The organism is Ruegeria sp. B11 (assembly GCF_056539785.1).
Genome location: NZ_JBQFVO010000001.1, coordinates 536,646 through 561,473, shown reverse-complemented (window position 1 = coordinate 561,473; position 24,828 = coordinate 536,646). Strand labels below are relative to the sequence as shown.

The 24,828-nt window shown below is 55.8% G+C and carries 23 protein-coding genes and 1 tRNA gene; 16 read left to right on the top strand and 8 right to left on the bottom strand.

The window, feature by feature from the left end:
* Positions 1–110 precede the first annotated feature (110 nt).
* The 4 genes from ACR0I1_RS02860 (at position 111) to ACR0I1_RS02845 (ending at position 2,618) form a co-directional block, all read left to right on the top strand.
* A complete protein-coding gene (locus ACR0I1_RS02860; protein ID WP_170393016.1) occupies positions 111–407 on the top strand; it encodes a virulence factor in 297 nt (98 codons plus the stop codon).
* A 26-nt stretch (positions 408–433) separates the two neighbouring features.
* Positions 434–1,360: a methylenetetrahydrofolate reductase gene (locus ACR0I1_RS02855; RefSeq protein WP_170509779.1), complete on the top strand. Its 927-nt coding sequence runs from the start codon at positions 434–436 to the stop codon at positions 1,358–1,360.
* Between the two features lie 9 nt (positions 1,361–1,369).
* Entirely contained in the window at positions 1,370–2,434 is a 1,065-nt protein-coding gene (locus ACR0I1_RS02850) for a methyltetrahydrofolate cobalamin methyltransferase (protein ID WP_480704885.1), read from the top strand.
* A gap of 110 nt (positions 2,435–2,544) precedes the next feature.
* Positions 2,545–2,618, top strand: a tRNA-Gly gene (locus ACR0I1_RS02845).
* Position 2,619: 1 nt separating this feature from the next.
* On the opposite strand, the gene ACR0I1_RS02840 is transcribed toward ACR0I1_RS02845, so the two are convergent.
* Both ACR0I1_RS02840 and ACR0I1_RS02835 read right to left on the bottom strand, forming a co-directional pair.
* Positions 2,620–3,477 (bottom strand): class I SAM-dependent methyltransferase, encoded by an 858-nt coding sequence (locus ACR0I1_RS02840; RefSeq protein ID WP_170509785.1) that lies wholly within the window; start codon positions 3,475–3,477, stop codon positions 2,620–2,622.
* A 24-nt stretch (positions 3,478–3,501) separates the two neighbouring features.
* Positions 3,502–5,547 (bottom strand): ASKHA domain-containing protein, encoded by a 2,046-nt coding sequence (locus ACR0I1_RS02835; protein ID WP_480704883.1) that lies wholly within the window; start codon positions 5,545–5,547, stop codon positions 3,502–3,504.
* 215 nt (positions 5,548–5,762) lie between these two features.
* Here ACR0I1_RS02835 and guaB point away from each other — a divergent pair, with 215 nt between their 5' ends.
* The 3 genes from guaB (at position 5,763) to ACR0I1_RS02820 (ending at position 10,830) form a co-directional block, all read left to right on the top strand.
* The gene (guaB, locus tag ACR0I1_RS02830; protein ID WP_480704881.1) at positions 5,763–7,211 is read left to right on the top strand and encodes an IMP dehydrogenase; all 1,449 of its coding nucleotides are present in this window, start codon (positions 5,763–5,765) and stop codon (positions 7,209–7,211) included.
* A gap of 60 nt (positions 7,212–7,271) precedes the next feature.
* On the top strand, positions 7,272–8,435 hold the full coding sequence (locus ACR0I1_RS02825; protein ID WP_170625880.1) for an RsmB/NOP family class I SAM-dependent RNA methyltransferase: 1,164 nt from the start codon (positions 7,272–7,274) through the stop codon (positions 8,433–8,435).
* Between the two features lie 103 nt (positions 8,436–8,538).
* Positions 8,539–10,830, top strand: coding sequence for an ATP-binding protein (locus ACR0I1_RS02820; protein WP_480704879.1), 2,292 nt, complete (start codon positions 8,539–8,541; stop codon positions 10,828–10,830).
* Positions 10,831–10,835: 5 nt separating this feature from the next.
* Here ACR0I1_RS02820 and ACR0I1_RS02815 read toward each other — a convergent pair whose 3' ends face one another.
* A complete protein-coding gene (locus ACR0I1_RS02815; RefSeq protein ID WP_480704877.1) occupies positions 10,836–11,429 on the bottom strand; it encodes a gamma-glutamyl kinase in 594 nt (197 codons plus the stop codon).
* 190 nt (positions 11,430–11,619) lie between these two features.
* On the opposite strand from ACR0I1_RS02815, the gene recA reads away from it, so the two are divergent.
* The 4 genes from recA (at position 11,620) to ACR0I1_RS02795 (ending at position 16,806) form a co-directional block, all read left to right on the top strand.
* The gene (gene recA, locus ACR0I1_RS02810) at positions 11,620–12,684 is read left to right on the top strand and encodes a recombinase RecA (RefSeq protein WP_170393025.1); all 1,065 of its coding nucleotides are present in this window, start codon (positions 11,620–11,622) and stop codon (positions 12,682–12,684) included.
* A gap of 180 nt (positions 12,685–12,864) precedes the next feature.
* A complete protein-coding gene (gene alaS / locus ACR0I1_RS02805; RefSeq protein WP_480705726.1) occupies positions 12,865–15,537 on the top strand; it encodes an alanine--tRNA ligase in 2,673 nt (890 codons plus the stop codon).
* A 1-nt stretch (position 15,538) separates the two neighbouring features.
* Entirely contained in the window at positions 15,539–15,826 is a 288-nt protein-coding gene (locus tag ACR0I1_RS02800; RefSeq protein ID WP_480704875.1) for a DUF1330 domain-containing protein, read from the top strand.
* Between the two features lie 359 nt (positions 15,827–16,185).
* On the top strand, positions 16,186–16,806 hold the full coding sequence (locus ACR0I1_RS02795; RefSeq protein ID WP_480704873.1) for a transglutaminase-like cysteine peptidase: 621 nt from the start codon (positions 16,186–16,188) through the stop codon (positions 16,804–16,806).
* 53 nt (positions 16,807–16,859) lie between these two features.
* Here ACR0I1_RS02795 and ACR0I1_RS02790 read toward each other — a convergent pair whose 3' ends face one another.
* From ACR0I1_RS02790 to ACR0I1_RS02780, 3 genes are all read right to left on the bottom strand, one after another.
* Positions 16,860–17,543: a hypothetical protein gene (locus ACR0I1_RS02790; protein WP_480704871.1), complete on the bottom strand. Its 684-nt coding sequence runs from the start codon at positions 17,541–17,543 to the stop codon at positions 16,860–16,862.
* A gap of 273 nt (positions 17,544–17,816) precedes the next feature.
* Positions 17,817–19,634 carry a translational GTPase TypA gene (typA, locus tag ACR0I1_RS02785; RefSeq protein ID WP_170393029.1) on the bottom strand — a complete coding sequence of 606 codons (1,818 nt, stop codon included), beginning with the start codon at positions 19,632–19,634 and terminating at the stop codon, positions 17,817–17,819.
* Positions 19,635–19,710: 76 nt separating this feature from the next.
* Entirely contained in the window at positions 19,711–20,046 is a 336-nt protein-coding gene (locus ACR0I1_RS02780; RefSeq protein ID WP_480438560.1) for a DMT family transporter, read from the bottom strand.
* A 186-nt stretch (positions 20,047–20,232) separates the two neighbouring features.
* Here ACR0I1_RS02780 and ACR0I1_RS02775 point away from each other — a divergent pair, with 186 nt between their 5' ends.
* Positions 20,233–20,364 carry a hypothetical protein gene (locus tag ACR0I1_RS02775; RefSeq protein WP_255612097.1) on the top strand — a complete coding sequence of 44 codons (132 nt, stop codon included), beginning with the start codon at positions 20,233–20,235 and terminating at the stop codon, positions 20,362–20,364.
* A gap of 72 nt (positions 20,365–20,436) precedes the next feature.
* On the opposite strand, the gene ACR0I1_RS02770 is transcribed toward ACR0I1_RS02775, so the two are convergent.
* The gene (locus tag ACR0I1_RS02770) at positions 20,437–20,682 is read right to left on the bottom strand and encodes a hypothetical protein (RefSeq protein WP_170393030.1); all 246 of its coding nucleotides are present in this window, start codon (positions 20,680–20,682) and stop codon (positions 20,437–20,439) included.
* Positions 20,682–21,335, bottom strand: a complete 654-nt coding sequence (locus tag ACR0I1_RS02765; protein ID WP_008758207.1) for an alpha/beta hydrolase — start codon at positions 21,333–21,335, stop codon at positions 20,682–20,684. The genes ACR0I1_RS02770 and ACR0I1_RS02765 overlap by 1 nt, the downstream gene beginning before the upstream one ends.
* Positions 21,336–21,513: 178 nt before the next feature.
* On the opposite strand from ACR0I1_RS02765, the gene iscR reads away from it, so the two are divergent.
* From iscR to ACR0I1_RS02745, 4 genes are read left to right on the top strand one after another with little or no spacing between them, the layout of a single operon-like run.
* Positions 21,514–21,972, top strand: a complete 459-nt coding sequence (iscR, locus tag ACR0I1_RS02760; protein ID WP_170393031.1) for a Fe-S cluster assembly transcriptional regulator IscR — start codon at positions 21,514–21,516, stop codon at positions 21,970–21,972.
* A gap of 54 nt (positions 21,973–22,026) precedes the next feature.
* On the top strand, positions 22,027–23,070 hold the full coding sequence (locus ACR0I1_RS02755) for a cysteine desulfurase family protein (RefSeq protein ID WP_480704868.1): 1,044 nt from the start codon (positions 22,027–22,029) through the stop codon (positions 23,068–23,070).
* A gap of 18 nt (positions 23,071–23,088) precedes the next feature.
* Positions 23,089–24,609, top strand: coding sequence for a Fe-S cluster assembly protein SufB (gene sufB, locus ACR0I1_RS02750; RefSeq protein WP_170393033.1), 1,521 nt, complete (start codon positions 23,089–23,091; stop codon positions 24,607–24,609).
* Positions 24,609–24,812 carry a hypothetical protein gene (locus ACR0I1_RS02745; protein WP_170405842.1) on the top strand — a complete coding sequence of 68 codons (204 nt, stop codon included), beginning with the start codon at positions 24,609–24,611 and terminating at the stop codon, positions 24,810–24,812. The genes sufB and ACR0I1_RS02745 overlap by 1 nt, the downstream gene beginning before the upstream one ends.
* Positions 24,813–24,828 lie beyond the last annotated feature (16 nt).

Sequence of the window (24,828 nt, the reverse complement as noted above, 5' to 3'; positions counted from 1 at the left end):
CAGCCGTGGGCAAAAAGGTCGCTGCAAATACGCCGTATGTCGAAAATCGACCGACTTGGACCCACATTGAAGTTTAGAACCGGTCCATCTGGTTAGGAGGAATCACGGTAATGCCTGACGTCACCATCGTATATTGGCGCGATATTCCCGCCCAAGTCATCGTCGGCAAGGGCCGTCGTGGCGCTAAGCGGCAGTTGGAAGAGCGGTTTGAACAAGCCATCGACCGGGCCGCAATGAAGGTGAACGCCAAAGATAGTGATGCCTATCTGGCCGAGTGGCGCAAAGCCGAGCCTTTCGCAGTTGAGGGCGACCCGTCCGAAATTGCCGAAGCCGAGGCCGCGCGTTTGGAAACAGAGTACGATCAGGACCGTATCAAGACCCTGATCGCCAATGACGGTTGGGCATGAGCCCCAGATCTTTATGGGAGGCCGCTATGGCTTTGCTGAACTTCAAGAAACGTGATGCGGTCGAAAACGGCCCTGTGAACCCGACCGTCGAAGCCTTTTTGCAGGGCTACTCGATCGAGGTGATGCCGCGCACTGCGGAAAAGGTCGAAGATTTCCGCGCGCTGCTGCCAGAAGGCACCCGTGTCTACATCGCCCATATCGAGGGCACGCCAATCGAAGACATGGTCAAAACTGCCAAGCGCATCGCGGCCGAAGGTTACCCTGTCATGCCGCATTTCCCGGCACGGATCATCAAGGATGCCGCAACGCTGGAAAACTGGATTTCCATGTATCAGGGTGAAGCGGGTGTCGAGCAGGCGCTTCTGCTGGCCGGTGGGGTCGCCAAACCGCATGGTGATTTCGACAGCTCGATGCAGCTGCTGGAAACCGGACTGTTCGACAAGGCGGGGTTCAAGCGACTGCACGTAGCCGGTCACCCCGAAGGCAACAAGGATATCGATCCCGACGGCTCGACCAAGAATGTCGATGACGCGCTGCGCTGGAAGCAGAAGTTTTCGGAAACCACCGACGCCGAAATGGCGCTGGCCACTCAGTTTGCGTTCGACGCCAAGCCGATCATCGCTTGGGCGAACGGTCTGAAAGAAGCGGGTATTGATCTGCCGATCCATATCGGTATCGCGGGCCCGGCGAAGCTGCAGACGCTGATCAAATTCGCTATCGCCTGCGGCGTTGGTCCATCGCTGAAAGTCCTGCAGAAGCGCGCCATGGACGTGTCCAAGCTGCTGTTGCCTTACGAGCCAACCGATGTGGTCACCGAACTGGCCAATCACAAGGCAGCCAACCCGGATTTCAATATCACCAAGGTACACTTCTTCCCGCTGGGCGGGATCAAGACCAACGCCAACTGGGCGATCAACAACGGCGGCGCTTCGGCAAAGCCGGTTAACTCCTAAGGAACGGACATGACCCGTACAGTCGTAGAATCAAAAACAAAAACTGCCGTTCTGGGCTTTGACGAACCGTTCTGCGTTATCGGTGAGCGGATCAACCCAACGGGCCGTAAGAAACTGGCTGCCGAATTGGAAGCAGGCGATTTCTCGACAGTCGAAAAGGATGCTCTGGCGCAGGTCGCTGCAGGCGCGACCGTTCTGGATATCAACGCAGGTGTCGTCTACAACTCGAACCCCAACCCGAACGAGACCGAGCCGCCGCTGATGACCAAGATCGTCGAGCTGGTTCAGGGGCTTGTTGATGTACCGCTTTGCATCGATTCCTCGGTTCCGGGCGCTTTGGAAGCCGGTCTTGAGGCGGCGGAAGGTCGTCCGCTGTTGAACTCGGTCACCGGTGAAGAAGAGCGTCTGGAACTGGTTTTGCCACTGGTCAAGAAATACAACGTACCCGTTGTGGCGATCTCGAACGATGACACCGGAATCTCGGAAGACCCCGATGTGCGTTTTGCCGTCGCCAAAACCATCGTTGAGCGTGCAGCCGATCACGGCATCCCGGCTCATGACATCGTGGTCGATCCGCTGGTCATGCCGATTGGTGCGATGGCAACTGCTGGCCAGCAGGTGTTTGCTCTGGTCCGTCGTCTGCGGGAGGAGCTGGGCGTGAACACCACATGCGGTGCGTCCAACATCTCGTTCGGCCTGCCGAACCGTCACGGTATCAACAACGCCTTCCTGCCGATGGCAATGGGTGCGGGAATGACTTCAGCGATCATGAACCCGGTGGCTCTGCCGGTGACTCAGAAGAAGATTGCTGAAAAGAAAGAGGCCGTTGCTGCCGCCGGTATCATTCTGCGCGAGGATATGGACGACGAAACCTTTGTACAGATGTTCGGTCTGGGTTCGACCCTTCCGCGTGCGGGCAAAGAGATGGAGGCCATCCGCGCCGCCAACCTGCTGACCAACAACGACGCACATGGCGGTGAGTGGATCAGGTTCAACAAACCACCCGCTGAGGCCGGAGCCGAAGGCGAGGGTGCACGCGGACGTCGTGGCGGCGGTCGCCGTCGCCGCGCTTAAGGTATATAAAACAATCGATTGGGCCGGATCTTTGATCCGGCCTTTTCGATTCGTCAGGGTTTGTTGACCCTTGAACCCCGGTAAAGAGCAGTGCTAATCAATGCCCAGCGGCGGGTATGATGTAATGGTAGCCTGTCAGCTTCCCAAGCTGAACGCGCGGGTTCGATTCCCGCTACCCGCTCCAATCATTCTGCGCGTCGGGCCTGATAGAGGTTGATCATCGCCGGGATGAGGATCTCCGAACCAGACTGATACTGTCGGAACTCTTCTGCGACCGCTTGTTGAATAGCGTCAGTATCAGCCTCACTCCCTTCGAAATGAGCAACAACACGGCCCGCAGGACCAACACGTGTCACCAGCCTCGCCGTGCCTTCAACGCCGCCAAAACCCGTCAGGTTCACTGTGATCGCGTCGCCGGTTATTTCAGACAGCCCCGCTTGGGTCATCAGACCTTTGACATGGTCGATGTCGTGGAACGCCAGCGGCCCGGGCGCATAGCGGTCTACGCGGGGCGGTTGACCCATTCGCCGAACGGCGGCGACATGGGGTATCTTGAACCACGGGTTGACGTCCAATGGCCCCCAGGAAGCGAACGTCATTTGCCCACCGGGTTTCAGTGCCGAGGCGATGTTTCGGAATGCTGCGATCGAGTCGCTAAAGAACATGACACCAAACCGGGAGATTGCGGCATCCATTTGTCCGGGTTCAAACGCGTAGGTTTGCGCATCCGCGTGCTGAAAAGTGATAGTCTGTATCCCGTCGCTTTCAGCACGTTTGGCTGCGCGGTCCAGAAAGGGCTGTGAAATGTCAGCGGCCAGAACGTGCCCGTTCGGCCCTACCGCGCGGGCGGCAGCGATTGCACTGACGCCCGTGCCACATCCGATATCCAGCACCTTCATGCCTGCCGACAAGGCGGCCCGGTTCAGAACGAGATCAAGAACAGGCGCAAAGGCGTGGTCAAGCTGATCTTCATAGGTCAGCCATTTGGTGCCTTGTTCCGAGTTTCCCCAGAATTCCGCCTGTTCCTCGTTCACTGATGTCATGTTCGCCTCCTGTGGATGGGGCGACTATGACCTCCGGCGGCGTCGACGGCCAGATTTTTCATCATCCCCGCCGCCGGTATTGAAGGACGGAGCGGGCAGGGTGACGACCTGCGCCAATTCAGGGAACGGATCGGTTTTGTGCGGGATCGCATTGGCGGCGACGAAATGGTCTTGAAACTTGGGTTCGATTGCCGTTTCGACCTTGGTGATCTCGCGCACCACGCGTTCGATCTCGGCCCGCGATCCGATGTTACACAGCGCGATCCGGGCACCGGTTCCAGCGGCATTACCCGCGCTGGAGACCTTCTCCAGCGGTGCATCAGGGATCATACCCAGCACCATCGCGTGTTTGGTCGAAATATGCGCGCCGAAGGCACCGGCAAGTACCACGCGATCCACACGGTCAACCTCCATCTCATCCATTAGGAGACGCGCTCCGGCGTAGAGCGCGGATTTAGCCAACTGGATGGCACGGATATCACCCTGAGTTACCGTGATACGCGGACCGCCCTCGGCGCTGGCATCGTGGATCAGATAGGAGTTGGTGCGGCCTTCGGGAACGCAACGCTGTGTGCCAGTCTGCGCGGCCGAGCCGATCAGCCCGCTTTCGTCAAGAAGACCTGCAATGCGCATCTCGGCCACGGCCTCGATAATGCCTGAGCCGCAGATACCGGTGATGCCCGTGGTGGCAATGTCCTGATCAAAGCCTTCGTCATTCGACCATTTCTCGGACCCGATCACGCGGAAACGCGGTTCTTTGGTGACAGGATCGATTTCGATTCGTTCAATCGCACCGGGCGCGGCTCTCTGGCCCGAGCTGATCTGGGCACCCTCAAATGCGGGGCCGGTGGGTGACGAACAGGCCAGAACTCGGTGGGTGTTGCCCAGCAAGATTTCCGCATTGGTACCCACATCCACGATCAGTACCAGATCGTCGGACTTGCCGGGTTCCTCGGATAGGGCAACGGCAGCGCAGTCCGCACCCACATGGCCCGCAATACACGGCAGGATGTAGACCTGCGCGCGCGGATTCATCGTGGTCAGGTCCATCTCATGCGCAGGCAGGGACATGCTTTCAGACGTCGCGAGCGCAAATGGCGCCTGACCCAGTTCGACTGGGTCCAGACCCAGCAAAAGATGGTGCATGACCGGATTGCAGACGAACACTGTTTCGACGATCAGAGCGGCATCGATCTCCGCTTCGTCAGCAATATAAGTGGTCAGGTCATTGATCGCTTCGCGAACGGCCCGGGTCATTTCCTTGTCGCCACCGGGATTCATCATGGCGTAAGACACGCGGCTCATCAGGTCTTCGCCGAAACGAATTTGCGGGTTCATCAGGCCGGAAGAAGCCTTGACTTCACCTGTTTCCAGATCGGTCAGGTGCGCAGCGATGGTGGTCGAGCCGAGGTCGATAGCCAGACCGTAAAGCCCATGTTCGTGCAGGCCGGGCCAAATTTCGACGATACGGGCCACGTTGTCCTTGTGGCCTTTGTGGACGGCGACCGTGACCCCCCATTTCCCTTTGCGAAGCACTGGCTGCAGCTTGGACATCAGGGACAGGTCGGCGGTTATTGCGTCGATCTTCCACTGCTCGCGCAAGGCGCGCTCTAACCGTTCCAGATCGCCTGTGGGCGAGTGCATGTCGGGTTCTTCCACCACCACGAAATACAGGCGTGTAGCAGGGTCCATGGTGATGGCGCGGGCGGCGGCGGCCTTGCGGACCACCTGACGGTGAACCTGGCTTTCAGGAGGCACGTCGATCACCACGTCACCCTGAACCGAGGCCTGACAGCCCAAACGGCGCCCGGGTTTCAAGCCTCGCTTGTCGTCATAACGCTGTTCAACCGCGTTCCATTCGCTCAGCGCGTCCTCCGAGACGGTCACGCCATGTTTGGGAAACTCGCCATAGCTGGGGGTGATCTGACATTTCGAACAAATACCGCGTCCACCGCAGACTGAATCAAGATCGACACCCAACTGGCGCGCTGCCGTCAGGATTGGCGTGCCAACAGGAAAGTGTCCGCGTTTGCCGGACGGGGTGAAAACGACAAGAGGATCGGTGGTCATGAATGGCTTGCCTTTGTATTCGCGCGTATGCCGGCGAACATATGGGTTTGAACGCAAAGGGAAAGGGCATTCAGCGGCACGTTTTGCATTGCTTGCGTCGTTTTCGGGCGTGGCAGAAGCCCGCAGGGGAAAACAACTTGGGTTCGGGGCTTTCCCTCGGGTGAAATCCATGCAATAGGGTCACCGTCAAACGGGCTTTTGCATGGGGTTATCAAATGCAGATTCGTGAGGCACTCACCTTCGACGACGTTCTTCTGGTTCCGGGCGCATCTTCTGTGCTGCCGGCAACCGCTGATACCACCACGCGCGTGACGCGTGAGATTACGATGAACATCCCGCTGCTAAGCTCGGCGATGGACACGGTGACCGAGGCGCGTATGGCTATCGCCATGGCGCAGGCTGGAGGCATCGGCGTGGTGCACAAAAACCTCTCGGTCGAGGAACAGGCCCGCGAAGTGCGTCGGGTTAAGCGGTTCGAATCCGGTATCGTCTATAACCCGGTCACGCTGCGCGCGGATCAAACATTGGCAGATGCTCAGGCTTTGGTAGAGCGCTACAACTTCACCGGCTTCCCGGTCGTTGAAGAAAGCGGTCGTGTCGTCGGCATTGTCACCAACCGAGATATGCGCTTTGCGACCTCGGATGACACGCCGATCAAAGCGATGATGACCTCTGACAATCTGGCGATGCTGCAAGAGCCCGCCGATCTGGAAGAGGCCAAAAGCCTTATGCGTGCGCGTCGGATCGAAAAGTTGCTGGTCGTCGATGGCAAGGGCAAGCTGACAGGCTTACTGACGCTGAAAGATACCGAACAGGCCGTGCTGAACCCTACGGCCTGTAAAGACCGGTTGGGCCGTCTGCGTGTGGCTGCTGCAACCTCGGTCGGAGACGCGGGGTTCGAGCGGTCAGAGCAGTTGGTCGATTCCGGGGTCGATATCATTGTTGTGGATACTGCACATGGTCATTCGCAAGGGGTTCTGGACGCGGTGAAACGTGCCAAGACGCTGTCGAACGAGGTTCAGATCATCGCCGGTAACGTCGCCACTGCCGAAGCCACCAAAGCGCTGATCGATGCAGGTGCAGACGCGATCAAAGTGGGCATCGGGCCCGGCTCGATCTGTACCACACGGATGGTCGCGGGTGTTGGCGTCCCTCAGTTGACGGCCATCATGGATTGTGCCGCTGCGGCGGGGGAAGTTCCGGTCATTGCTGATGGTGGCATCAAATTCTCGGGCGATTTCGCCAAGGCGATTGCGGCAGGGGCATCTTGCGCCATGGTGGGTTCGATGATTGCGGGCACGGATGAAAGCCCGGGCGAGGTGATCCTCTATCAAGGCCGCTCGTTCAAATCGTATCGCGGCATGGGAAGTCTGGGTGCGATGGCGCGCGGCTCGGCGGATCGCTATTTCCAGAAGGACGCCGCGAATGACAAGCTGGTGCCCGAAGGGATCGAAGGCCAGGTGCCGTACAAAGGGTCCGCAAGCGCTGTTGTGCACCAACTGGTTGGAGGTTTGCGGGCGGCGATGGGCTATACCGGTTGTGCCACCGTCGATGAGATGCGCCAGAACTGCAACTTTGTCAAAATCACTGGCGCAGGTTTGAAGGAAAGCCATGTGCATGACGTTCAGATCACACGGGAAAGCCCCAATTATCGCGTGATGTAAGTTTGTGAGACCCTTCAGGGGGGCTCTCGAAATTGATCGTGTAGACGAACGGAAAACGCGATGACACCTGCTGCTCGGGTACAGGCCTCGATCGAGATCCTCGATGACATTCTTGCCGGTGCACCGGTCGAGAAGGCGTTGACCGGCTGGGCTCGACGCAGTCGGTTCGCGGGATCTAAGGATCGCGCTGCGATCCGGGATCATGTGTTTGATGCATTGCGGTGCAAGCGATCCTTCTCGGCGCTCGGTGGGTCCGAGACGGGGCGCGGCCTGATGATCGGTGCCGCCCGATCCTTGGGCTCAGACCTAACGTCAGTATTTTCGGGCGCGCGATATGCACCTGCAGAGGTAACCGAGGCTGACCAACCCAGGTCATTTCAGAGCGACGCAGAACGTCTGGATATCCCCGAGTGGTTGTGGCCCCAATTTCAGGCCGCGTTGAAGGACGAAGCTGAACTTGCCGCAGCCGCGCTACAATCGCGCGCTCCGATTCATCTGAGGGTCAACCTGCTGAAAACTGACCTGCCTACAGCCATTCAACGACTGGCTGCCGAGGAGATCACGGCGCATCCACATCCGGCCTGCGATACTGCATTGGAAGTTACCGAGGGCGCACGCAAGATATCTCAGAGCGGTCCGTATACAGATGGGCTGGTTGAGTTGCAGGATGCCGCGAGCCAAGCGGTAGTTGCCGCGCTTGATTTGCAGCCAGGCATGCGTGTCCTTGACTATTGTGCGGGTGGCGGAGGCAAGTCCCTTGCTTTAGCGGCTAAGTATATGGGTGTTCAGGTCTTTGCTCATGATGCCAATCCCAACCGTATGCGCGACTTGCCAGCGCGCGCGGCAAGGGCGGGCGCGGATGTCACGATCCTGACCACAGGCCAAATCACCGGTCAGGCCCCGTTCGATGTGGTTTTGACAGATGTGCCATGTTCCGGCAGCGGATCGTGGCGTCGCGCGCCGGCAGGGAAATGGGCACTAACGCCCGAGCGTTTGGAGGAACTAGCGCAGATTCAGGCCACCATTCTACGAGATGTTTCACCTCTCGTTGCGCCCAAAGGCGTGCTTGCCTATGCGACCTGCTCGATGCTGACGATTGAAAACGACGGCATTATTGATGGATTCTTTGCCAGCAATCCCGAATGGCAGAGCGGATACCGCAAAACGTGGCTGGTTTCACACGGGACCGATGGATTTTTTACAGCACACTTGACGCGAATATAAACTTTAAAACACAACCTTAAGAAGTTTATGTCACTGATCATTAAGCAGCAATTAACCATTGCAGGCAGATATTGATCAGAAATTGTAATAATCCGGGCTGTTTATGTCTATTCAATCTGAATTTACCCCCTCTCGATCAAGTGGATGGGGCATTGATCGTGGGCGCTATGCCTCACTGGCATTGATCGCCATTTTATTGAGCGTACTTTCCTTCTTTGACGTCTTGCCGCCACGGTTAAGTGCTGGGGTCGCAGCCGTTGGCTTGTCCTTCCTGGTAGTAGTGGTCTTTGCCTTGGCGCGCGCTTGGATATTGAATCAGATCGAAGCGCAAACATACGCTGCGATGACGAGTTTTCTAGAGCAAGAAACCGATGCCTGTGTCATTTCGGATGCGACGGGCGAGGTGCTAGTTGCAAACGCTCAGGCCAATGCGCGTCTTATTCGGAACGCGGGTACGCGACTAGATGAGTCTCTGCGTACCGTATTTGCAAACCCGTCGGCGGTGCTGTTGCGTTTGCAGTCTCATGCCCTGAAACGGGGCTTTTGGGAAGAAGATGTTGTCACGCGCGGACAAACAATACCCGTGTCTGTATCAAAGCTGGGTGAAAATCGGTTTTGCTGGCGTTTTAGAATAGATGCACCCCAGATCTGGCGCAGCGTGCAGCGGCCGGTTCTGACGGTCGGACGAAATGACGTGGTGCTGGATGCCAATGATGCGGCAATCGAACTTCTTGGTCAGATTCCCACATGCCTCAAGCCGATGGTTCAAGCTGGCGGTGCAGTTGATGGTAGCATCATACAGATTAAAACCGGGGAAACCGAAGCACCATTCACTGTCACAACGCTAAGGCACAGCGGTATTGTGCGTGAGTTGCTTTTAACGCCGCTGCAGCACGCCGAAGGACCGCAGCACACGACATCATTTGCAGATTTGCCAGTTGCGATCATGTGCATGTCTCCCGATGGAGATGTTAGCGAAGCAAACCACCTCGCAGTTGAATTGGTCGGTGAGATCCAACCGGGGCGGACGAATATCGAAAGCATGATGCAGGGGCTCGGCTATCCGATTAGGGACTGGCTGGCGAGTGCTGCCGAACAAGGCGCAGCACCGCGGTCTGAATTCCTGCGTTTGGTGCGCAAGGACAAAGAGGTATTTGTGCAAGTTACGCTGTCACGGATTCTCAGGGATGGTCAGGTCTGTCTTATTGCGGTTCTGAACGATGCCACCGAACTGAAAACGATGGAGGCGCAGTTTGTTCAAGGCCAGAAGATGCAAGCCGTTGGGCAATTGGCTGGCGGGGTCGCACATGATTTCAATAACTTGCTGACGGCGATTTCGGGGCATTGTGATCTGTTGCTGTTGCGCCATGACCAAGATGACCCGAATTACGGCGATCTTGTACAGATCAATCAGAACGCCAACCGTGCTGCAGCGTTGGTCAGCCAGCTTCTGGCCTTTTCGCGCAAACAAACGCTCCGGCCCGAGGTGCTGGATCTGCGAGATACGATTTCAGACCTTATCCATTTGCTAAACCGTCTTGTGGGCGAGAAGGTCCGCCTGACGCTCAGTCATGACCCGGTGCTCAAATCCGTCTGCGCGGACAAGCGCCAGTTAGAGCAGGTCTTGATGAACCTGGTCGTCAATGCGCGTGATGCGATGCCTGAGGGTGGGGAGATTCGGATCGAGACCGAAGTAGTGACATTGGATCAATCGATCACGCGCGATCGGGCTACGGTACAGCCGGGGGAATATGTTACGGTCAAAGTCATCGATAGCGGCATCGGGATTCCTGCAGACAAACTGCAAAAGGTGTTTGAGCCATTTTATACGACCAAACGCACAGGCGAGGGGACGGGGCTGGGGCTATCGACTGTTTACGGGATCGTAAAACAGACTGGTGGTTTCATATTTGTCGACAGTGTGCAGGACCGGGGAACGGAATTTACCGTGCTCTTGCCTGTGAGTTCCCGGGTCCAAGAATCGGAGCCTGAGGCCCCCGATACGTCAGAGGTGCAAAGTTCCCGATTGGGTGAAGGCGTGGTTTTGTTGGTCGAAGACGAAGCCCCGGTGCGCGCCTTCGCAACGCGGGCGCTTCGCTTGAAAGGCTACACTGTGCTTGAAGCTGAATCAGCCGAAGATGCGCTGCAATTGTTGGACGACCCCAATTTGCTGGTGGATGTTTTTGTCACCGATGTCGTCATGCCCGGAATGGACGGCCCGACCTGGGTGCGCGAGGCCATGAAAACACGGCCTGAAGTGCGGGTGGTCTTCATGTCAGGCTATACTGAGGGGGCGTTCGGCGAATCTGGTCCTCAGATCGAAAATTCCACCTTCCTGCCCAAGCCGTTTTCGTTGACCCAGCTGACCGAAGCGGTGTTTCAGCAAATGAACTGAAAACGTTATTCGGCAGCACGATACAATGCGTATTCTGCGGCGTGCAATGATTGGAACCGGAGTTCAGTTTGTTTTGAGAAGTCCATTGGGCAAGCGGGCGAGACGTTCTCACGCGGTAGATCGATTTTACATTCCAGCCGATTCTGAAGGAAATCCAGTATCTTTTGCTGGCTGTCATATTTGAAGATATGCGCAACACCTTTACCGTTACTGCGGGGTTGCAAAAAATCGGTTTGGCATCCCACATCTGCGTAGGCCGGGCGGGGGTTTTGCATATAGGCGTCAAGGAATGCCTCGAAGCTTAAACCATTTGTGGAATGCGGATGACCTGCCAATTCGGCGCGCGTTCGATATCGATACCAACTTCCCAACCAATCGACAGGTTCGCGCACAATGGCCATGACGTCCATTTCTGCATCAAACATCTTGCGAAACATGGTCTGGAAGAAGCGATCATAGCGACGCATGTTCGCATGTTTCAGGTCTGTTGGTCCGGACACGACGATATCGGCCCGATCGCGCAAAGCTGATTGATACGCGGTGGAGCCGGTCTTTGGAACAGACAGAAGCGCAAGCCGCTTTTCATAGAAAACAAGCATTTATCTTTTCTCTTCAATGCCTTTCATGTCTCAGATTGTCGTAAACGACTCTTTAACACAATTGCTGAAGAGTAGTTTTCATAAGTTTTAGTTGAAATGTTCTCTTTTTGGTCCCATAAGGAACAAGAGGCGAACAAAGCAGCGATTGCCGCCCGATCAAGGGTGTGACAAAAGAGAAGGCGACAGGACAATGGCGGATCTTCTGACGATGAGCGACAAGAAAAACGCAGACAAGCAAAAGGCGCTCGACAGCGCATTGGCCCAGATCGAACGGCAGTTCGGCAAAGGCTCGATCATGAAGTTGGGCGAAGATTCCAAGCAGGATATCGATGCGAGCTCGACCGGGTCGCTGGGCTTGGATATCGCGCTGGGGATCGGCGGCCTGCCGATGGGGCGGATCGTCGAGATTTATGGCCCGGAAAGCTCGGGTAAGACCACGCTGACGCTGCACTGCATCGCTGAACAGCAAAAACGCGGCGGAGTCTGCGCGTTCGTCGACGCAGAACATGCGCTGGACCCTCAATATGCGCGCAAGCTGGGTGTGGATCTGGATGAATTGCTGATCTCTCAGCCCGACACTGGCGAGCAGGCACTTGAGATCACCGACACCTTGGTGCGGTCGGGAGCCGTGAACATGGTCGTGGTCGACTCGGTTGCGGCGCTGACGCCGAAATCCGAGTTGGAAGGCGACATGGGTGACAGCAGCGTGGGTGTTCAGGCCCGGCTGATGAGCCAGGCGATGCGCAAGCTGACCGGCTCGATCAATCGCTCGAACTGCATGGTGATCTTCATAAACCAGATCAGGATGAAGATCGGTGTGATGTTTGGCAGCCCGGAAACCACTACCGGTGGTAATGCGTTGAAATTCTACAGCTCGGTCCGCTTGGATATTCGCCGTATCGGTGCGATCAAGGATCGGGACGAAGTTGTGGGCAACCAGACCCGCGTCAAGGTCGTCAAGAACAAGGTGGCACCGCCGTTCAAGCAGGTGGAATTCGACATCATGTATGGCGAAGGCATCAGCAAAATGGGTGAGCTTCTGGATCTGGGCGTCAAGGCCGGTGTGGTCGAAAAGTCGGGTTCGTGGTTCAGCTACGGTGATGAGCGGATCGGGCAGGGCCGTGAGAATGCCAAGCAATATCTGCGTGACAATTCCCGTGCGGCGCTCGAGATCGAAGACAAAATACGTGCCGCGCATGGGTTAGACTTTGAAATGCCACCCGAGGCGGAAGAGGATGACATCCTCGAAGCTTAAAGCGTGCCTGAGGGGGAACCGAAGAAATCCCCCGGCACCCCGGCAGTGCTAAAATATCTGGAACAGGGTGGCTCCTCGGGGCCGCCTTGTTTCGTTTCGGATGGGCCAATGCTGTGGACACTCTCGGGGGGTGGGGCTAAACCTTTGCTGACCATAACGACTGCGCGCCGAGAGAGCCTTATGCCAACGCTGAACGACATTCGATCTACCTTCCTGAACTACTTTGCCAAGCAGGGGCACGAAGTGGTTGCGTCCAGCCCGCTGGTTCCGCGCAATGATCCGACACTGATGTTCGTCAACTCGGGTATGGTTCAGTTCAAGAATCTGTTTACTGGCGTCGAAACCCGCGACTACAGCCGTGCTACCACTGCACAGAAATGCGTGCGTGCAGGCGGCAAACACAACGATCTGGACAATGTGGGCTATACCGCTCGCCACCATACGTTCTTTGAAATGCTGGGGAATTTCTCATTCGGGGATTACTTTAAGCATGAGGCGATACCGTTCGCTTGGGAACTGATCACCAAAGAGTTTGGTATCGATAAGAACCGTCTGTTGGCCACTGTCTATCACACCGATGATGAGGCATTTGAAATCTGGAAAAAGGTTGGTGTCCCTGAAGACCGGATCATCCGCATCGCTACCAATGACAATTTCTGGCAAATGGGCCCTACCGGCCCCTGCGGCCCGTGCACCGAGATTTTCTATGACCACGGTGATCACATCTGGGGTGGGCCTCCGGGTTCGGCTGAGGAAGATGGTGATCGGTTCATCGAAATCTGGAACATCGTTTTCATGCAGAACGAACAGTTCGAAGACGGCTCGATGGTCGAACTAGACATGCAGTCGATCGACACCGGTATGGGATTGGAACGCATTGGAGCGTTGCTGCAAGGCAGCCACGACAATTATGACACCGATCTGTTCAAAACGCTGATCGAAGCCTCCGCGGATGCGACCGGTGTTGATCCTTATGGGGATCAAAACGTGCATCATCGCGTGATTGCGGACCACTTGCGTTCAACTTCGTTCCTGATCGCGGATGGTGTGATGCCGTCAAATGATGGGCGAGGGTATGTTCTGCGCCGTATCATGCGCCGCGCGATGCGCCATGCGCATCTGTTGGGGGCCAAAGATCCGGTGATGCACCGCCTGGTACCCACGCTGGTGCAATTGATGGGTGCGCAATATTCAGAGCTTGGTCAGGCGCAGCCACTGATCGAAGAGACACTGCTGCTTGAGGAAACTCGGTTCAAGCAAACTTTGGATCGCGGTTTGAAGCTGTTGGATGAGGAAGTCTCGGGCCTACCTGAAGGCGATCCACTACCCGGAGACGCGGCGTTCAAACTGTATGATACCTATGGTTTCCCGCTTGATCTGACGCAGGATGCGCTGCGCGAGAAAGGTCGAACCGTCGACACCGATGGATTTGACGTGGCCATGGCCGAACAAAAAGCCAAGGCTCGCGCGGCGTGGGCCGGGTCTGGCGAATCTGCCGATCAGGTGGTTTGGTTCGATGTGCTGGATGCGGCCGGTGCGACCGATTTCCTTGGCTACGATACTGAAAAGGCCGAAGGGCAGGTCGCTGCGTTGGTGGTCGATGGTGTATTGGTCGACAAGATCGAGAAGGGTGGTACCGGCTGGGTCGTAGTCAACCAGACACCGTTCTATGGCGAGGCCGGCGGCCAGGTCGGCGACACCGGTGAAATTCGCAGGCTGGATGAGCGCGACGATATCGCCCGCGTTGAAGACACCAAAAAGTTTGCTGATGGCAAAGTCTATGCTCACAAGGTCGCGATTGATCATGGGGCGATCTCAAAAGGTGACGCAGTTGAGATGGAAGTCGATCACGCGCGCCGCACGGCCATTCGTGCCAACCACTCCGCGACGCACCTTCTGCATGAAGCTCTGCGCGAGACATTGGGTGACCACGTGGCGCAGCGCGGGTCGCTCAACGCATCAGATCGTTTGCGGTTCGATTTCAGCCATTCCAAGGCTCTGACACTGGAAGAAGTGCAGAAAGTTGAGCGAGAGGTGAACGCATTCATCCGGCAAAACTCAACCGTGGAAACCAGGATTATGACACCTGATGACGCCCGTGAACTGGGTGCTCAAGCTCTGTTCGGTGAGAAATACGGGGATGAGGTTCGCGTGGTTTCGATGGGCAAAGCACCCACCGGCAAAGGCCAGGATGGTGAGACATGGTCGATTGAACTGTGTGGCGGCACCCATGTGCGCCAGACCGGTGATATCGGAACCTTCGTCGTACTGGGCGACAGTGCCAGCAGCGCGGGCGTGCGGCGGATCGAGGCTTTGACCGGTGATGACGCATTTAAGTATCTGTCGAAACAGGATCATCGCCTTTCAGCGATTGCGCTTGAGTTGAAAGCCCAGCCGGATGACGTTGTGGCGCGTGTGAAGACTCTGTTGGACGAGCGTAAATCGCTGCAGAACGAAGTTGCGCAGTTGCGCCGAGATCTGGCGATGGCCGGAGGTGCGGGACAGGGCAGTGGCGCTGAAGCGCGCGATGTGAACGGTGTGGCGTTCTTTGCGCAGTCGCTCGCGGGTGTTTCCGGAAAGGACCTGCCTGCGTTGATTGATGAGCACAAAAGCCGTCTGGGTACGGGCGCAGTATTATTGATTGCTGATACCGGCGGCAAAGCGGCTGTCGCAGCGGGTGTCACTTCGGACCTGACAGACACGGTATCTGCGGTGGATCTGGTCCGCGCGGCGGTGACTGAACTTGGCGGCAAGGGCGGTGGTGGACGGCCTGATATGGCACAGGGTGGGGGCAAGGATGCCTCGAATGCAGAGGCTGCAATCAAGGCCGCTGAACAGGTTTTGGGAGGATAAGATGCCAGCACTTTGGATCGCACACGTCACTGTGACAGACGCCGATGCTTATGGAAAATACGCCGAGCTTGCAGGGCCGGCAATTGCGGCGCATGGGGGTGAATTCATCGCCCGCGCGGCACGTTACGTGCAGTTAGAGGGCAAAGAGCGACCACGCAATGTGGTCGCCCGCTTCCCAACCGTCGAGGCTGCGGTAGAGTGCTACAATTCTCCTGCATATCAGCAGGCATTGGATCATGCCCGTGGCGCCAGCGAGCGAGAGCTGGTGGTCGTTGAAATTACCTACTGAGAATCAGGCTAAATCTACCTTCGCATGAAATTTGCAAATTCTGCCCGGCCCCGAGCCGTGCGACCTGCCATGCATTTTAGCGTGGGCGGCTCTTCACGATCGCTCTGAATTTATACACATTATTACAATGGGTTGTGCGTACTTCCTGTTGATTTTGAACATATTTCTCTGTCCGATTGTGGCACTTCGCGCCACTTTCTTGCGCGGAAATGGTCACGAAATGTGACGAATTTCCGCCGTTTTTTCCGCTCAATCTCGGATTTGATTGCGTGACAACCACGGTTTGCGGATATGGTCCGGTATACAGATGGGTTCTGATCCACGCAGTTTGCAGGGATTAATAGGACTCGAGGGACAGCATGAAATTCTTTGGTACGACCATAGATGCCCACTTAAAGAGCGCTGCCAAGCTTGGCGGGCTGTTTGGTTTGGCTATCCTGATTAACGGTTCGCTGTTGTTTGGGACTGAAGCATCGGCGAAAGATGCCGCGTTTATCCCGAGTATCGCTGCCTCGCCACCACCCTCCGGTGCGCGTCAGCTTTGCGGTAAGTATTCCTGGGCATGTGCGCAAAAAGGTATCGGTTCCTTATCTACCAGCCAAGAATTGAAGCTTGTCAAAGAGATCAACCGCCGCGTTAATCGATCCACGCGAGAGGTCACGGATCAGTCGCAATACAAAACCAGTGAACTTTGGGCGCTTCCAACGTCGCGCGGTGGTGACTGCGAAGATTTTGCGCTTCTAAAGAAAAGAGATTTGATCCAGGCTGGTTTCGACCCTCGTAAGCTACTGCTCGCGACAGTGTTGGATACGCGCAGAAACTCTCATGCTGTTTTGGTCTATCGGTCAAGCGACGGCGATCTGGTTCTGGATAATTTGACCAATCAGATCAAGCCTTGGAAGGCGACGCGCTATCTGTTCCTGAGGATGCAAGATCCTAAACAGCCACGAAATTGGGTCGGAGTTTACGGAAAGAGCTAGAAATCCGAGAAACAAAAAAGGGCGCCTGTAATGAGCAGCGCCCTTTTTCAGCATTAGTTATCAAATATACTAGTATTAACTTTGTTTTTCGACTTTTTGTTTTTCGACTTTTTGTTTTTTGACTTTTTGTTTTTTGACTTTTTGTCTTTGGACTTTTTGTCTTTGGACTTTTTGTTCTTCATTTTTTTGTCTTTGGACTTTTTGCCCTTGGATTTCTTGTCATTAGACTTTAGTTCCTTCAACTTTCCGTCGTCCGAATTGTCGTCATCAGGCTCATTGTCATCGGGCTGGTTGTCATCAGGATCATTGTCATCAGGATCGTTGTCATTTCCGTTGTTGTTACCTCCCGGCGTCGACGAACCGGGGTCGTTGTCCGGAGAAGAATCACCGCTAGGGCCGGAACTTGAACTTTCCCGCTCAGATTCATCTGATGGACCGTCGCCAGATCTTTGGTCGGCGAAGCCGATGCTTGCAGTTGGCAGGTCGGTCAAAACAGCTGCAAATCGCGGGCAATCAAGAATGGTACTTTCCAAGATAGACTCGAAGTCGGCGCGTCGCTGGATATACCGGAGCATGCCCGAAGTAACCACGTCACACGCACAAAGAGTGTTCGAAGAAACAGACTGTTTGGCCGTGCTCACAGTGCACGTACCAGCTGCCTGAGCGGAATTTCCGAAGGTGAAGGGTAAGATTGCAGAAGCAAAAGCAATCGATAACAGTTTGGATCTAATGCGCATCGCACGCTCCTTAAGCACTCGTTAACTAAATTGCCGTATACTCAAACGGCGTCACACTTTGAACACAAAGTCCTCTTTCTATCGCCTATTTTCAAGCAAACTTTCTGTTGGATTTCTGTGATCCAGCTCACTCAAACACGATTAATCCATAAAAAACAAAAAGAAGACCTGCTGTTGCACCAGGTCTTCTTTTTCTGTGTTGTTTCTAGCCTGACGCAAAAATGTCACGAATGTGGCAATGTTTCCAAAACGTGAACAAGTTCACAGCATTGATCAGGCTGATTTTGACATCCGTTTACGCTCGTGCGGATCCAGATAACGTTTGCGAAGCCGGATCGCATTGGGTGTAACCTCGACCAGTTCATCGTCGTCGATATAGGCGATTGCCTCTTCAAGCGAGAACTGAATATGAGGGGTCAGCCTTACTGCGTCGTCCGAGCCGCTGGCACGCACGTTTGTCAGCTTCTTACCTTTCAGCGGATTCACTTCCAGATCATTGTCTCGCGAATGCTCGCCGATCACCATGCCTTGATAGACATCAGTTTGCGGGCCAACAAACATGCGGCCACGCTCTTCCAAATTCCACAGCGCATAGGCGACCGCCTGACCGTTTTCCATCGAGATCAGAACACCCGCACGTCGACCAGGAATCTGCCCTTTGTGGGCTGCCCAGCCGTGGAAGACCCGGTTCAAGACACCAGTTCCGCGTGTATCGGTCAGGAACTCTCCGTGATAGCCGATCAGGCCACGAGACGGCACGTGGGCGATGATCCGGGTTTTGCCTGCCCCTGCAGGGCGCATTTCAGCCAGTTCACCTTTGCGCGCACCCGTGATTTTCTCGATCACCGCGCCAGAATATTCATCATCCACATCGATCGTGACTTCTTCGATAGGTTCAAGGCGCTGGCCGTCCTCCTCGCGGAACAAAACCTGTGGGCGCGAGATGCTGAGCTCGAATCCTTCGCGGCGCATGTTTTCGATCAGAACACCCATCTGCAATTCGCCGCGACCAGCAACCTCGAAGGCCTCGCCGCCGGGCGTGTCGCTGATGCGGATGGCTACGTTCGATTCGGCTTCTTTCATCAGGCGATCACGAATGACCCGAGACTGAACCTTTTTGCCGTCACGACCGGCCAGCGGGGAATCGTTTATGCCGAAGGTCACTGTGATGGTTGGCGGATCGATAGGCTGGGCAGGCAGGGCCTCGTCGACTTGCGGGGCTACAAGGGAATCTGCCACGGTGGCTTTGCTCATACCCGCAATCGTGACAATGTCGCCTGCTTCAGCGACGTCGATGGGTTGTTGAGCTAATCCACGGAATGCAAGGATTTTCGACGCGCGGAAGCTTTCAATCTGGGTGCCGTCTCGGCTGAGTGCTTTGAGGCTGTCACCCGCTTTCAGAGTTCCACTTTCCACACGACCGGTCAGAATGCGACCGATGAATGGATCGCTGCCCAAAGTGGTGGCGAGCATCCTGAACGGTTCGTCCTTTTTCTCGATCTGCTTGGGGGCGGGGACGTGATCAACGATCAGATCGAACAGGGCGGTCAAGTCCTTGCGCGGACCGTCAAGCTCCATATCGGCCCAGCCGGCCCGGCCCGAAGCATACATGGCCGGGAAGTCCAGCTGATCGTCATCGGCGCCCAAGTTGGCGAAAAGGTCGAAACATTCGTCCAGAGCGCGATCAGGCTCGGCATCGGGTTTGTCGACTTTGTTCAGCACGACGATCGGGCGCAGGCCCAAAGCCAGCGCCTTTGAGGTCACGAATTTGGTTTGCGGCATCGGGCCTTCGGCGGCGTCGACCAGCAGTACAACGCCGTCGACCATGCTGAGAATACGTTCGACTTCCCCACCGAAATCAGCGTGGCCGGGGGTGTCGACGATGTTGATGCGGGTATCCTTCCACTCAACGCTGGTGGCTTTGGCCAGGATGGTAATGCCGCGTTCGCGTTCCAGGTCGTTGCTGTCCATGGCGCGTTCTGCCACGGCCTGGTTTTCCCGGAACGCGCCGGATTGTTTGAGCAGCTCATCCACCAGGGTCGTCTTGCCGTGGTCCACGTGAGCGATGATTGCGATATTGCGCAGGTCCATGAGAGGTCAGCCTTTGAACGGGAAGTTGCCGCGCGCATAACGCGGCGCGACAAAATATACCAGCCCTAACCGGCGGTCAGTGGCCCGCTGTGGCTGAAAACAGGTGGATGATCAGAATGCCACTCAAAATCATGCCCAAACCCAAGACTGCGGGCCAATCGAGTTTTTGGCCAAAAACCAGAAATCCAATCAGTGCGATCAGGGCAATACCGAGGCCCGACCAGATTGCATAGACAATGCCCACGGGCATGACCTTTAACGTGAGGGCCATAAGATAAAAGGCTGCCCCATAGCCAACCACGACAAGAGCCGACGGCCAAAATCGCGTAAACTGATGGCTAGCCTGCAACGCAGTCGTGCCGATGGTTTCCGCGATAACAGCCAACATTAGGATTAGGTAGGTCTTTGGCACGAGCGATGCCTCTCTGAATTATCGCGAAAGGTTGAGCATACTTGCGATTATTTGGGCAAGGGGATTCAGATGCAGATGATCAAAACCCTAACTTTACCAAAGGTCAGGTAAACCCGACTATTCGGGCTTTTGCATTCGTGCTAAACACTCGATTGTTTTTAGTGTGTTTTTAATGAGTTTGATAAGATGACGACTTTTGCAAAATCGGTCATTATCGCTTCGGTTTTGATTGTGGCGTTGGGATGGCTTGCAGACGGGGGGTCCGTCGACATTGATGCAGCCCAGAATGTTGAGCGGTTCACAGGTTTTCCGGTTTAGGCGCCCACCGAGCGATATCCTCGAAAAGGAGCTTTCGGGCTCCTTTTCTTTTCTTCAGACGCTAAGCAATCTTTACTGCTTTTCGATCGCTTTCAGCTTGGATCGATGTTCAGACAGTCTTTTCACCACGAATTGCCGCGCCTTGCGTTCCGCCAGCCTAACCCGGATTTCGGTCAAGAACGCTTCTTCCAGAGATTGCGAGGCTGCACCGAGAACGTCTCCAACCTCCACAAAGAATCGATCCTCGCCCGTCTCGTCCATAACCTTCATCGTGTCCTCGGCCAATCTGGCGGCCAGGGTAGTGATGGTATCGGACATCAGCGCGTATTCTCTGTCAGGCGACGTTTCACGTAATCCGTCACATCTGTCATCAGTGTGTCCATGTGGCGGTCTTGGAAGAAGTGATCGGCACCTTCCACCTCATTATGGGTGATGGTGATACCCTTTTGTTCATGCAGCTTTCCGACCAGAGACGCAGTGTCTGCAGGTGGTGCCACACGGTCCGCCAATCCGTTGATGATCAAGCCAGAAGACGGGCAGGGTGCCAGGAACGAAAAGTCGTACATGTTTGCGGGCGGCGATACACTGATGAAGCCAGTGATCTCGGGGCGGCGCATCAGAAGCTGCATTCCGATCCATGCACCGAACGAAAACCCAGCTACCCAGCAATGCTTGGAGTTGTTGTTCATCGACTGAAGGTAATCCAGCGCTGATGCTGCATCGCTCAGCTCACCTACACCCTGGTCATACTCACCCTGGCTGCGACCAACGCCGCGAAAGTTAAAACGCAGAACCGTGAAGCCCATGTTGTAAAAGGCGTAATGCAGGTTATAGACCACCTTGTTGTTCATGGTCCCGCCAAATTGTGGATGCGGGTGAAGCACGATAGCGATCGGTGCGTCTTTTTCCTTTTGCGGGTGGTAGCGGCCTTCCAGGCGGCCTTCGGGTCCGGGAAAAATCACCTCGGGCATGTGTGCTTTGGTCCTGTTTTTTGACGCGTCGGCCCCGAGATTAACTTGACGGTAATCCTCAGGTACCTTAGAACGGTTCTAATTACATTGTGTCGCGTGAAAACGCTGTCAGTGGGAGATACGCACTGGCTCGGGCGACGTCAATGTTTTCGCGCAGTTCTTGCCTGAAGGAAACAAAATGAAGCTGTCGACCAAAGGCCGCTATGCGATGGTTGCGCTGGCGGATATCGCCCTTCAGTCCTCGGACAAACTTGTCACGTTGGGCGAGATTTCCGAACGTCAGGATATTTCACTACCGTATTTGGAGCAGCTTTTCGTGAAACTGCGCCGAGCTGATCTGGTCAGTTCAGTACGCGGACCGGGTGGGGGCTATCGCCTGGCGCGACCTGCCTCGGAAATCCGTGTGGTCGAGATACTGGCCGCGGTTGATGAGACGGTGGATGCGATGCACAAGGGGGCAGGTGCCTCGGGCGCGTCTTCGGGCAGCCGGGCGCAGTCACTGACCAATCGGTTGTGGGAAAGCCTGAGCGCGAATGTTTACGTATTCCTGCATCAAACGCGGCTGTCGGATGTAATTCGGAATGATCTTGCACCGTGTCCCGCTGTTCCTAGCTTGTTCGCAGTCGTGGACGATTGATCTGATGACGTTTTTCTGTGTTCCGTCAAAACCCATCTTGGAAAAGATACATCTATGAAACGGGTTTATCTCGACCATAACGCAACCGCCGCTCTGAGGCCCGAGGCCCGCGATGCAATGATCGCGGCGATGGATTTGGTGGGCAATCCGTCCTCGGTCCATGCCGAAGGGCGCGCCGCAAAAGCGGTGGTCGAGAAAGCGCGCGCTCAAATCGCAACAGCGTTTGGGGCCGATGGTGCCGACATCGTGTTTACATCCGGCGCGACGGAGGCAGCGGCTTTGGCCATGGCGGGGCGCGATCTTCAAGGCGCAACGATTGAACATGACGCGGTAAGGGCCTGGATTGATGAGGTTTTGCCTGTGGCCCAGAGTGGGCACGTTGACGTTCTGGAGGCGTCCCGATCCACGCTGCAACTGGCCAATTCGGAAACCGGGATTGTTCAGTCTTTGCCTGCCGGTCTTGCGGTCACTGACGCGACTCAGGCTTTTGGTAAGTTGCCGATAGCCTTCAACTGGCTGGGGGCTGAGATGGCGCTGATTTCAGCCCACAAACTTGGCGGGCCAAAAGGGATCGGGGCGTTGGTGATGAAGCGCGGCACCGATCTTGCTGCGCAAATCAAGGGCGGCGGGCAGGAGATGGGGCGTCGCTCGGGTACAGAAAATGTCACTGGAATTGCGGGGTTCGGAGCAGCAACTGAAGCCGCGTCCCGTGATTTAGCAAATGGCGTTTGGGAAAACGTTGCAGAACTTAGAAATATTCTAGAAAACGCTCTTGAGGCTGGTACGAAAGCTACTATTTTTGTCGGGAAAGACCAAGGGCGACTCCCCAACACTCTGTGCTTCGCCACACCAGGCTGGAAGGGTGAGACCCAGGTCATGCAGATGGATTTGTCGGGATTTGCGGTCAGCGCAGGCTCGGCCTGTTCCAGCGGCAAGGTTCGTGCAAGCGCCGTACTGACGGCCATGGGATTTGATGAGATGACCGCCTCCAGCGCAATCCGCGTATCGCTGGGGCCAGAGACGGCAGAAGAAGATGTGCTGCGTTTCGCGGAAACGTGGCTTGAAAAAGAGAAAAAGCATCGCGCGCGGGCCGCGTGATCTGACGGAGGGTGAATTATGGCCGCTTTGGACCAGACCCAGGTGAAAGAGGGTGTCGATCAGGAAACCGTAGACGCGGTTCGCGAGGTCAGCACTTATAAATACGGCTGGGAAACTGATATCGAGATGGAGTATGCGCCAAAAGGCGTGAATCCCGATATCGTTCGTCTGATCTCGGACAAAAATGATGAACCTGAGTGGATGACCGAATGGCGTCTGGCCGCGTTCGAGCGCTGGACCCAGATGGAAGAGCCTAAATGGGCGATGGTGCACTACCCGCCGATCGACTTTCAGGACCAGTATTATTATGCCCGTCCGAAATCGATGGAAGATAAACCCAAATCTCTTGATGAGGTCGATCCCAAACTTCTGGCGACTTACGAAAAGCTGGGTATCCCTCTGAAAGAACAGATGATCCTGGCAGGTGTCGAGGGCGCTGAGAATGCACCGGCAGAAGGCCGTAAGGTTGCTGTTGATGCAGTATTTGACTCGGTTTCGGTCGGGACGACTTTTCAGGAAGAGTTGAAGAAAGCCGGCGTTATCTTCTGCTCGATTTCCGAGGCGATCAAAGAGCATCCGGAACTCGTCAAGAAATACCTGGGGACGGTCGTACCGGTCTCGGACAATTTCTATGCCACGCTCAACTCGGCTGTATTCTCGGATGGTTCATTCGTCTACGTCCCGCCGGGCGTACGCTGCCCGATGGAACTGAGCACATATTTCCGCATCAATGCTGAAAATACCGGCCAGTTTGAGCGCACGCTGATCATCGCCGACAAGGGCTCTTACGTCTCATATCTGGAAGGCTGCACCGCGCCCCAGCGCGACACCGCTCAGTTGCACGCGGCGGTTGTCGAGATCATCGTCGAAGAAGATGCCGAGGTGAAATACTCGACCGTTCAGAACTGGTTCCCCGGAGATGAGAATGGCAAGGGCGGTATCTACAACTTCGTGACCAAGCGCGCCGATTGTCGGGGTGATCGCTCCAAGGTGATGTGGACGCAGGTCGAAACCGGCTCAGCCGTAACCTGGAAATACCCGTCTTGCATCCTGCGTGGCGACGATAGCCAGGGTGAGTTCTACTCGATCGCGATCACCAACAACATGCAGCAGGCCGATACCGGCACCAAGATGGTTCATCTGGGCAAGAACACCAAGTCGCGGATCGTATCGAAAGGGATCAGTGCCGGTAAGGCGCAGAACACCTATCGTGGTCTGGTGTCGATGCATCCAAAGGCCAAGGATAGCCGCAACTATACGCAGTGCGACAGCTTGCTTATTGGCGACAAATGCGGGGCGCATACGGTTCCGTATATCGAGGTGAAGAACAACTCATCTCGGGTCGAGCACGAGGCGACGACATCAAAAGTGGATGACGATCAGCTGTTCTATTGCCGTCAGCGTGGCATGGACGAGGAAGAAGCCGTGGCCTTGGTCGTCAACGGGTTCTGCAAGGACGTTCTGCAGGCGCTGCCGATGGAATTTGCGATGGAAGCGCAACAGCTTGTGGCAATCAGCCTTGAGGGATCAGTCGGCTGATGACACCAAAACCCCAACAGCGAATCCGAAAGGACGATGTCCTGACCGTGCTTGGCTATGCGTTGCCGGTGCTCGGCGGCCTGTTGGGGGTTGCTTACGTCAATACCAAGTACATGGACTTCATAAACCCGGTTTGGGCAGTGGGCGCAGGCGCGTTGCTTGGATGGATCATCGCCCGCGTGATCCGCAAGGTGCTGGGATAAGAACTTATCGGGGTCG

Excerpts from the sequence above, each read along its gene's own strand:
- sufB (WP_170393033.1), top strand. The coding sequence starts at position 23,089 with ATGGCCGCTTTGGACCAGACCCAGGTGAAAGAGGGTGTCGATCAGGAA.
- ACR0I1_RS02825 (WP_170625880.1), top strand. The coding sequence starts at position 7,272 with ATGACACCTGCTGCTCGGGTACAGGCCTCGATCGAGATCCTCGATGAC.
- ACR0I1_RS02790 (WP_480704871.1), bottom strand. The coding sequence starts at position 17,543 with ATGCGCATTAGATCCAAACTGTTATCGATTGCTTTTGCTTCTGCAATC.
- ACR0I1_RS02745 (WP_170405842.1), top strand. The coding sequence starts at position 24,609 with ATGACACCAAAACCCCAACAGCGAATCCGAAAGGACGATGTCCTGACC.
- ACR0I1_RS02765 (WP_008758207.1), bottom strand. The coding sequence starts at position 21,335 with ATGCCCGAGGTGATTTTTCCCGGACCCGAAGGCCGCCTGGAAGGCCGC.
- ACR0I1_RS02800 (WP_480704875.1), top strand. The coding sequence starts at position 15,539 with ATGCCAGCACTTTGGATCGCACACGTCACTGTGACAGACGCCGATGCT.
- ACR0I1_RS02840 (WP_170509785.1), bottom strand. The coding sequence starts at position 3,477 with ATGACATCAGTGAACGAGGAACAGGCGGAATTCTGGGGAAACTCGGAA.
- recA (WP_170393025.1), top strand. The coding sequence starts at position 11,620 with ATGGCGGATCTTCTGACGATGAGCGACAAGAAAAACGCAGACAAGCAA.
- iscR (WP_170393031.1), top strand. The coding sequence starts at position 21,514 with ATGAAGCTGTCGACCAAAGGCCGCTATGCGATGGTTGCGCTGGCGGAT.
- ACR0I1_RS02860 (WP_170393016.1), top strand. The coding sequence starts at position 111 with ATGCCTGACGTCACCATCGTATATTGGCGCGATATTCCCGCCCAAGTC.
- ACR0I1_RS02855 (WP_170509779.1), top strand. The coding sequence starts at position 434 with ATGGCTTTGCTGAACTTCAAGAAACGTGATGCGGTCGAAAACGGCCCT.
- alaS (WP_480705726.1), top strand. The coding sequence starts at position 12,865 with ATGCCAACGCTGAACGACATTCGATCTACCTTCCTGAACTACTTTGCC.
- ACR0I1_RS02835 (WP_480704883.1), bottom strand. The coding sequence starts at position 5,547 with ATGACCACCGATCCTCTTGTCGTTTTCACCCCGTCCGGCAAACGCGGA.
- ACR0I1_RS02775 (WP_255612097.1), top strand. The coding sequence starts at position 20,233 with ATGACGACTTTTGCAAAATCGGTCATTATCGCTTCGGTTTTGATTGTG.
- ACR0I1_RS02820 (WP_480704879.1), top strand. The coding sequence starts at position 8,539 with ATGTCTATTCAATCTGAATTTACCCCCTCTCGATCAAGTGGATGGGGC.
- typA (WP_170393029.1), bottom strand. The coding sequence starts at position 19,634 with ATGGACCTGCGCAATATCGCAATCATCGCTCACGTGGACCACGGCAAG.
- ACR0I1_RS02755 (WP_480704868.1), top strand. The coding sequence starts at position 22,027 with ATGAAACGGGTTTATCTCGACCATAACGCAACCGCCGCTCTGAGGCCC.
- ACR0I1_RS02850 (WP_480704885.1), top strand. The coding sequence starts at position 1,370 with ATGACCCGTACAGTCGTAGAATCAAAAACAAAAACTGCCGTTCTGGGC.
- guaB (WP_480704881.1), top strand. The coding sequence starts at position 5,763 with ATGCAGATTCGTGAGGCACTCACCTTCGACGACGTTCTTCTGGTTCCG.
- ACR0I1_RS02770 (WP_170393030.1), bottom strand. The coding sequence starts at position 20,682 with ATGTCCGATACCATCACTACCCTGGCCGCCAGATTGGCCGAGGACACG.
- ACR0I1_RS02815 (WP_480704877.1), bottom strand. The coding sequence starts at position 11,429 with ATGCTTGTTTTCTATGAAAAGCGGCTTGCGCTTCTGTCTGTTCCAAAG.
- ACR0I1_RS02795 (WP_480704873.1), top strand. The coding sequence starts at position 16,186 with ATGAAATTCTTTGGTACGACCATAGATGCCCACTTAAAGAGCGCTGCC.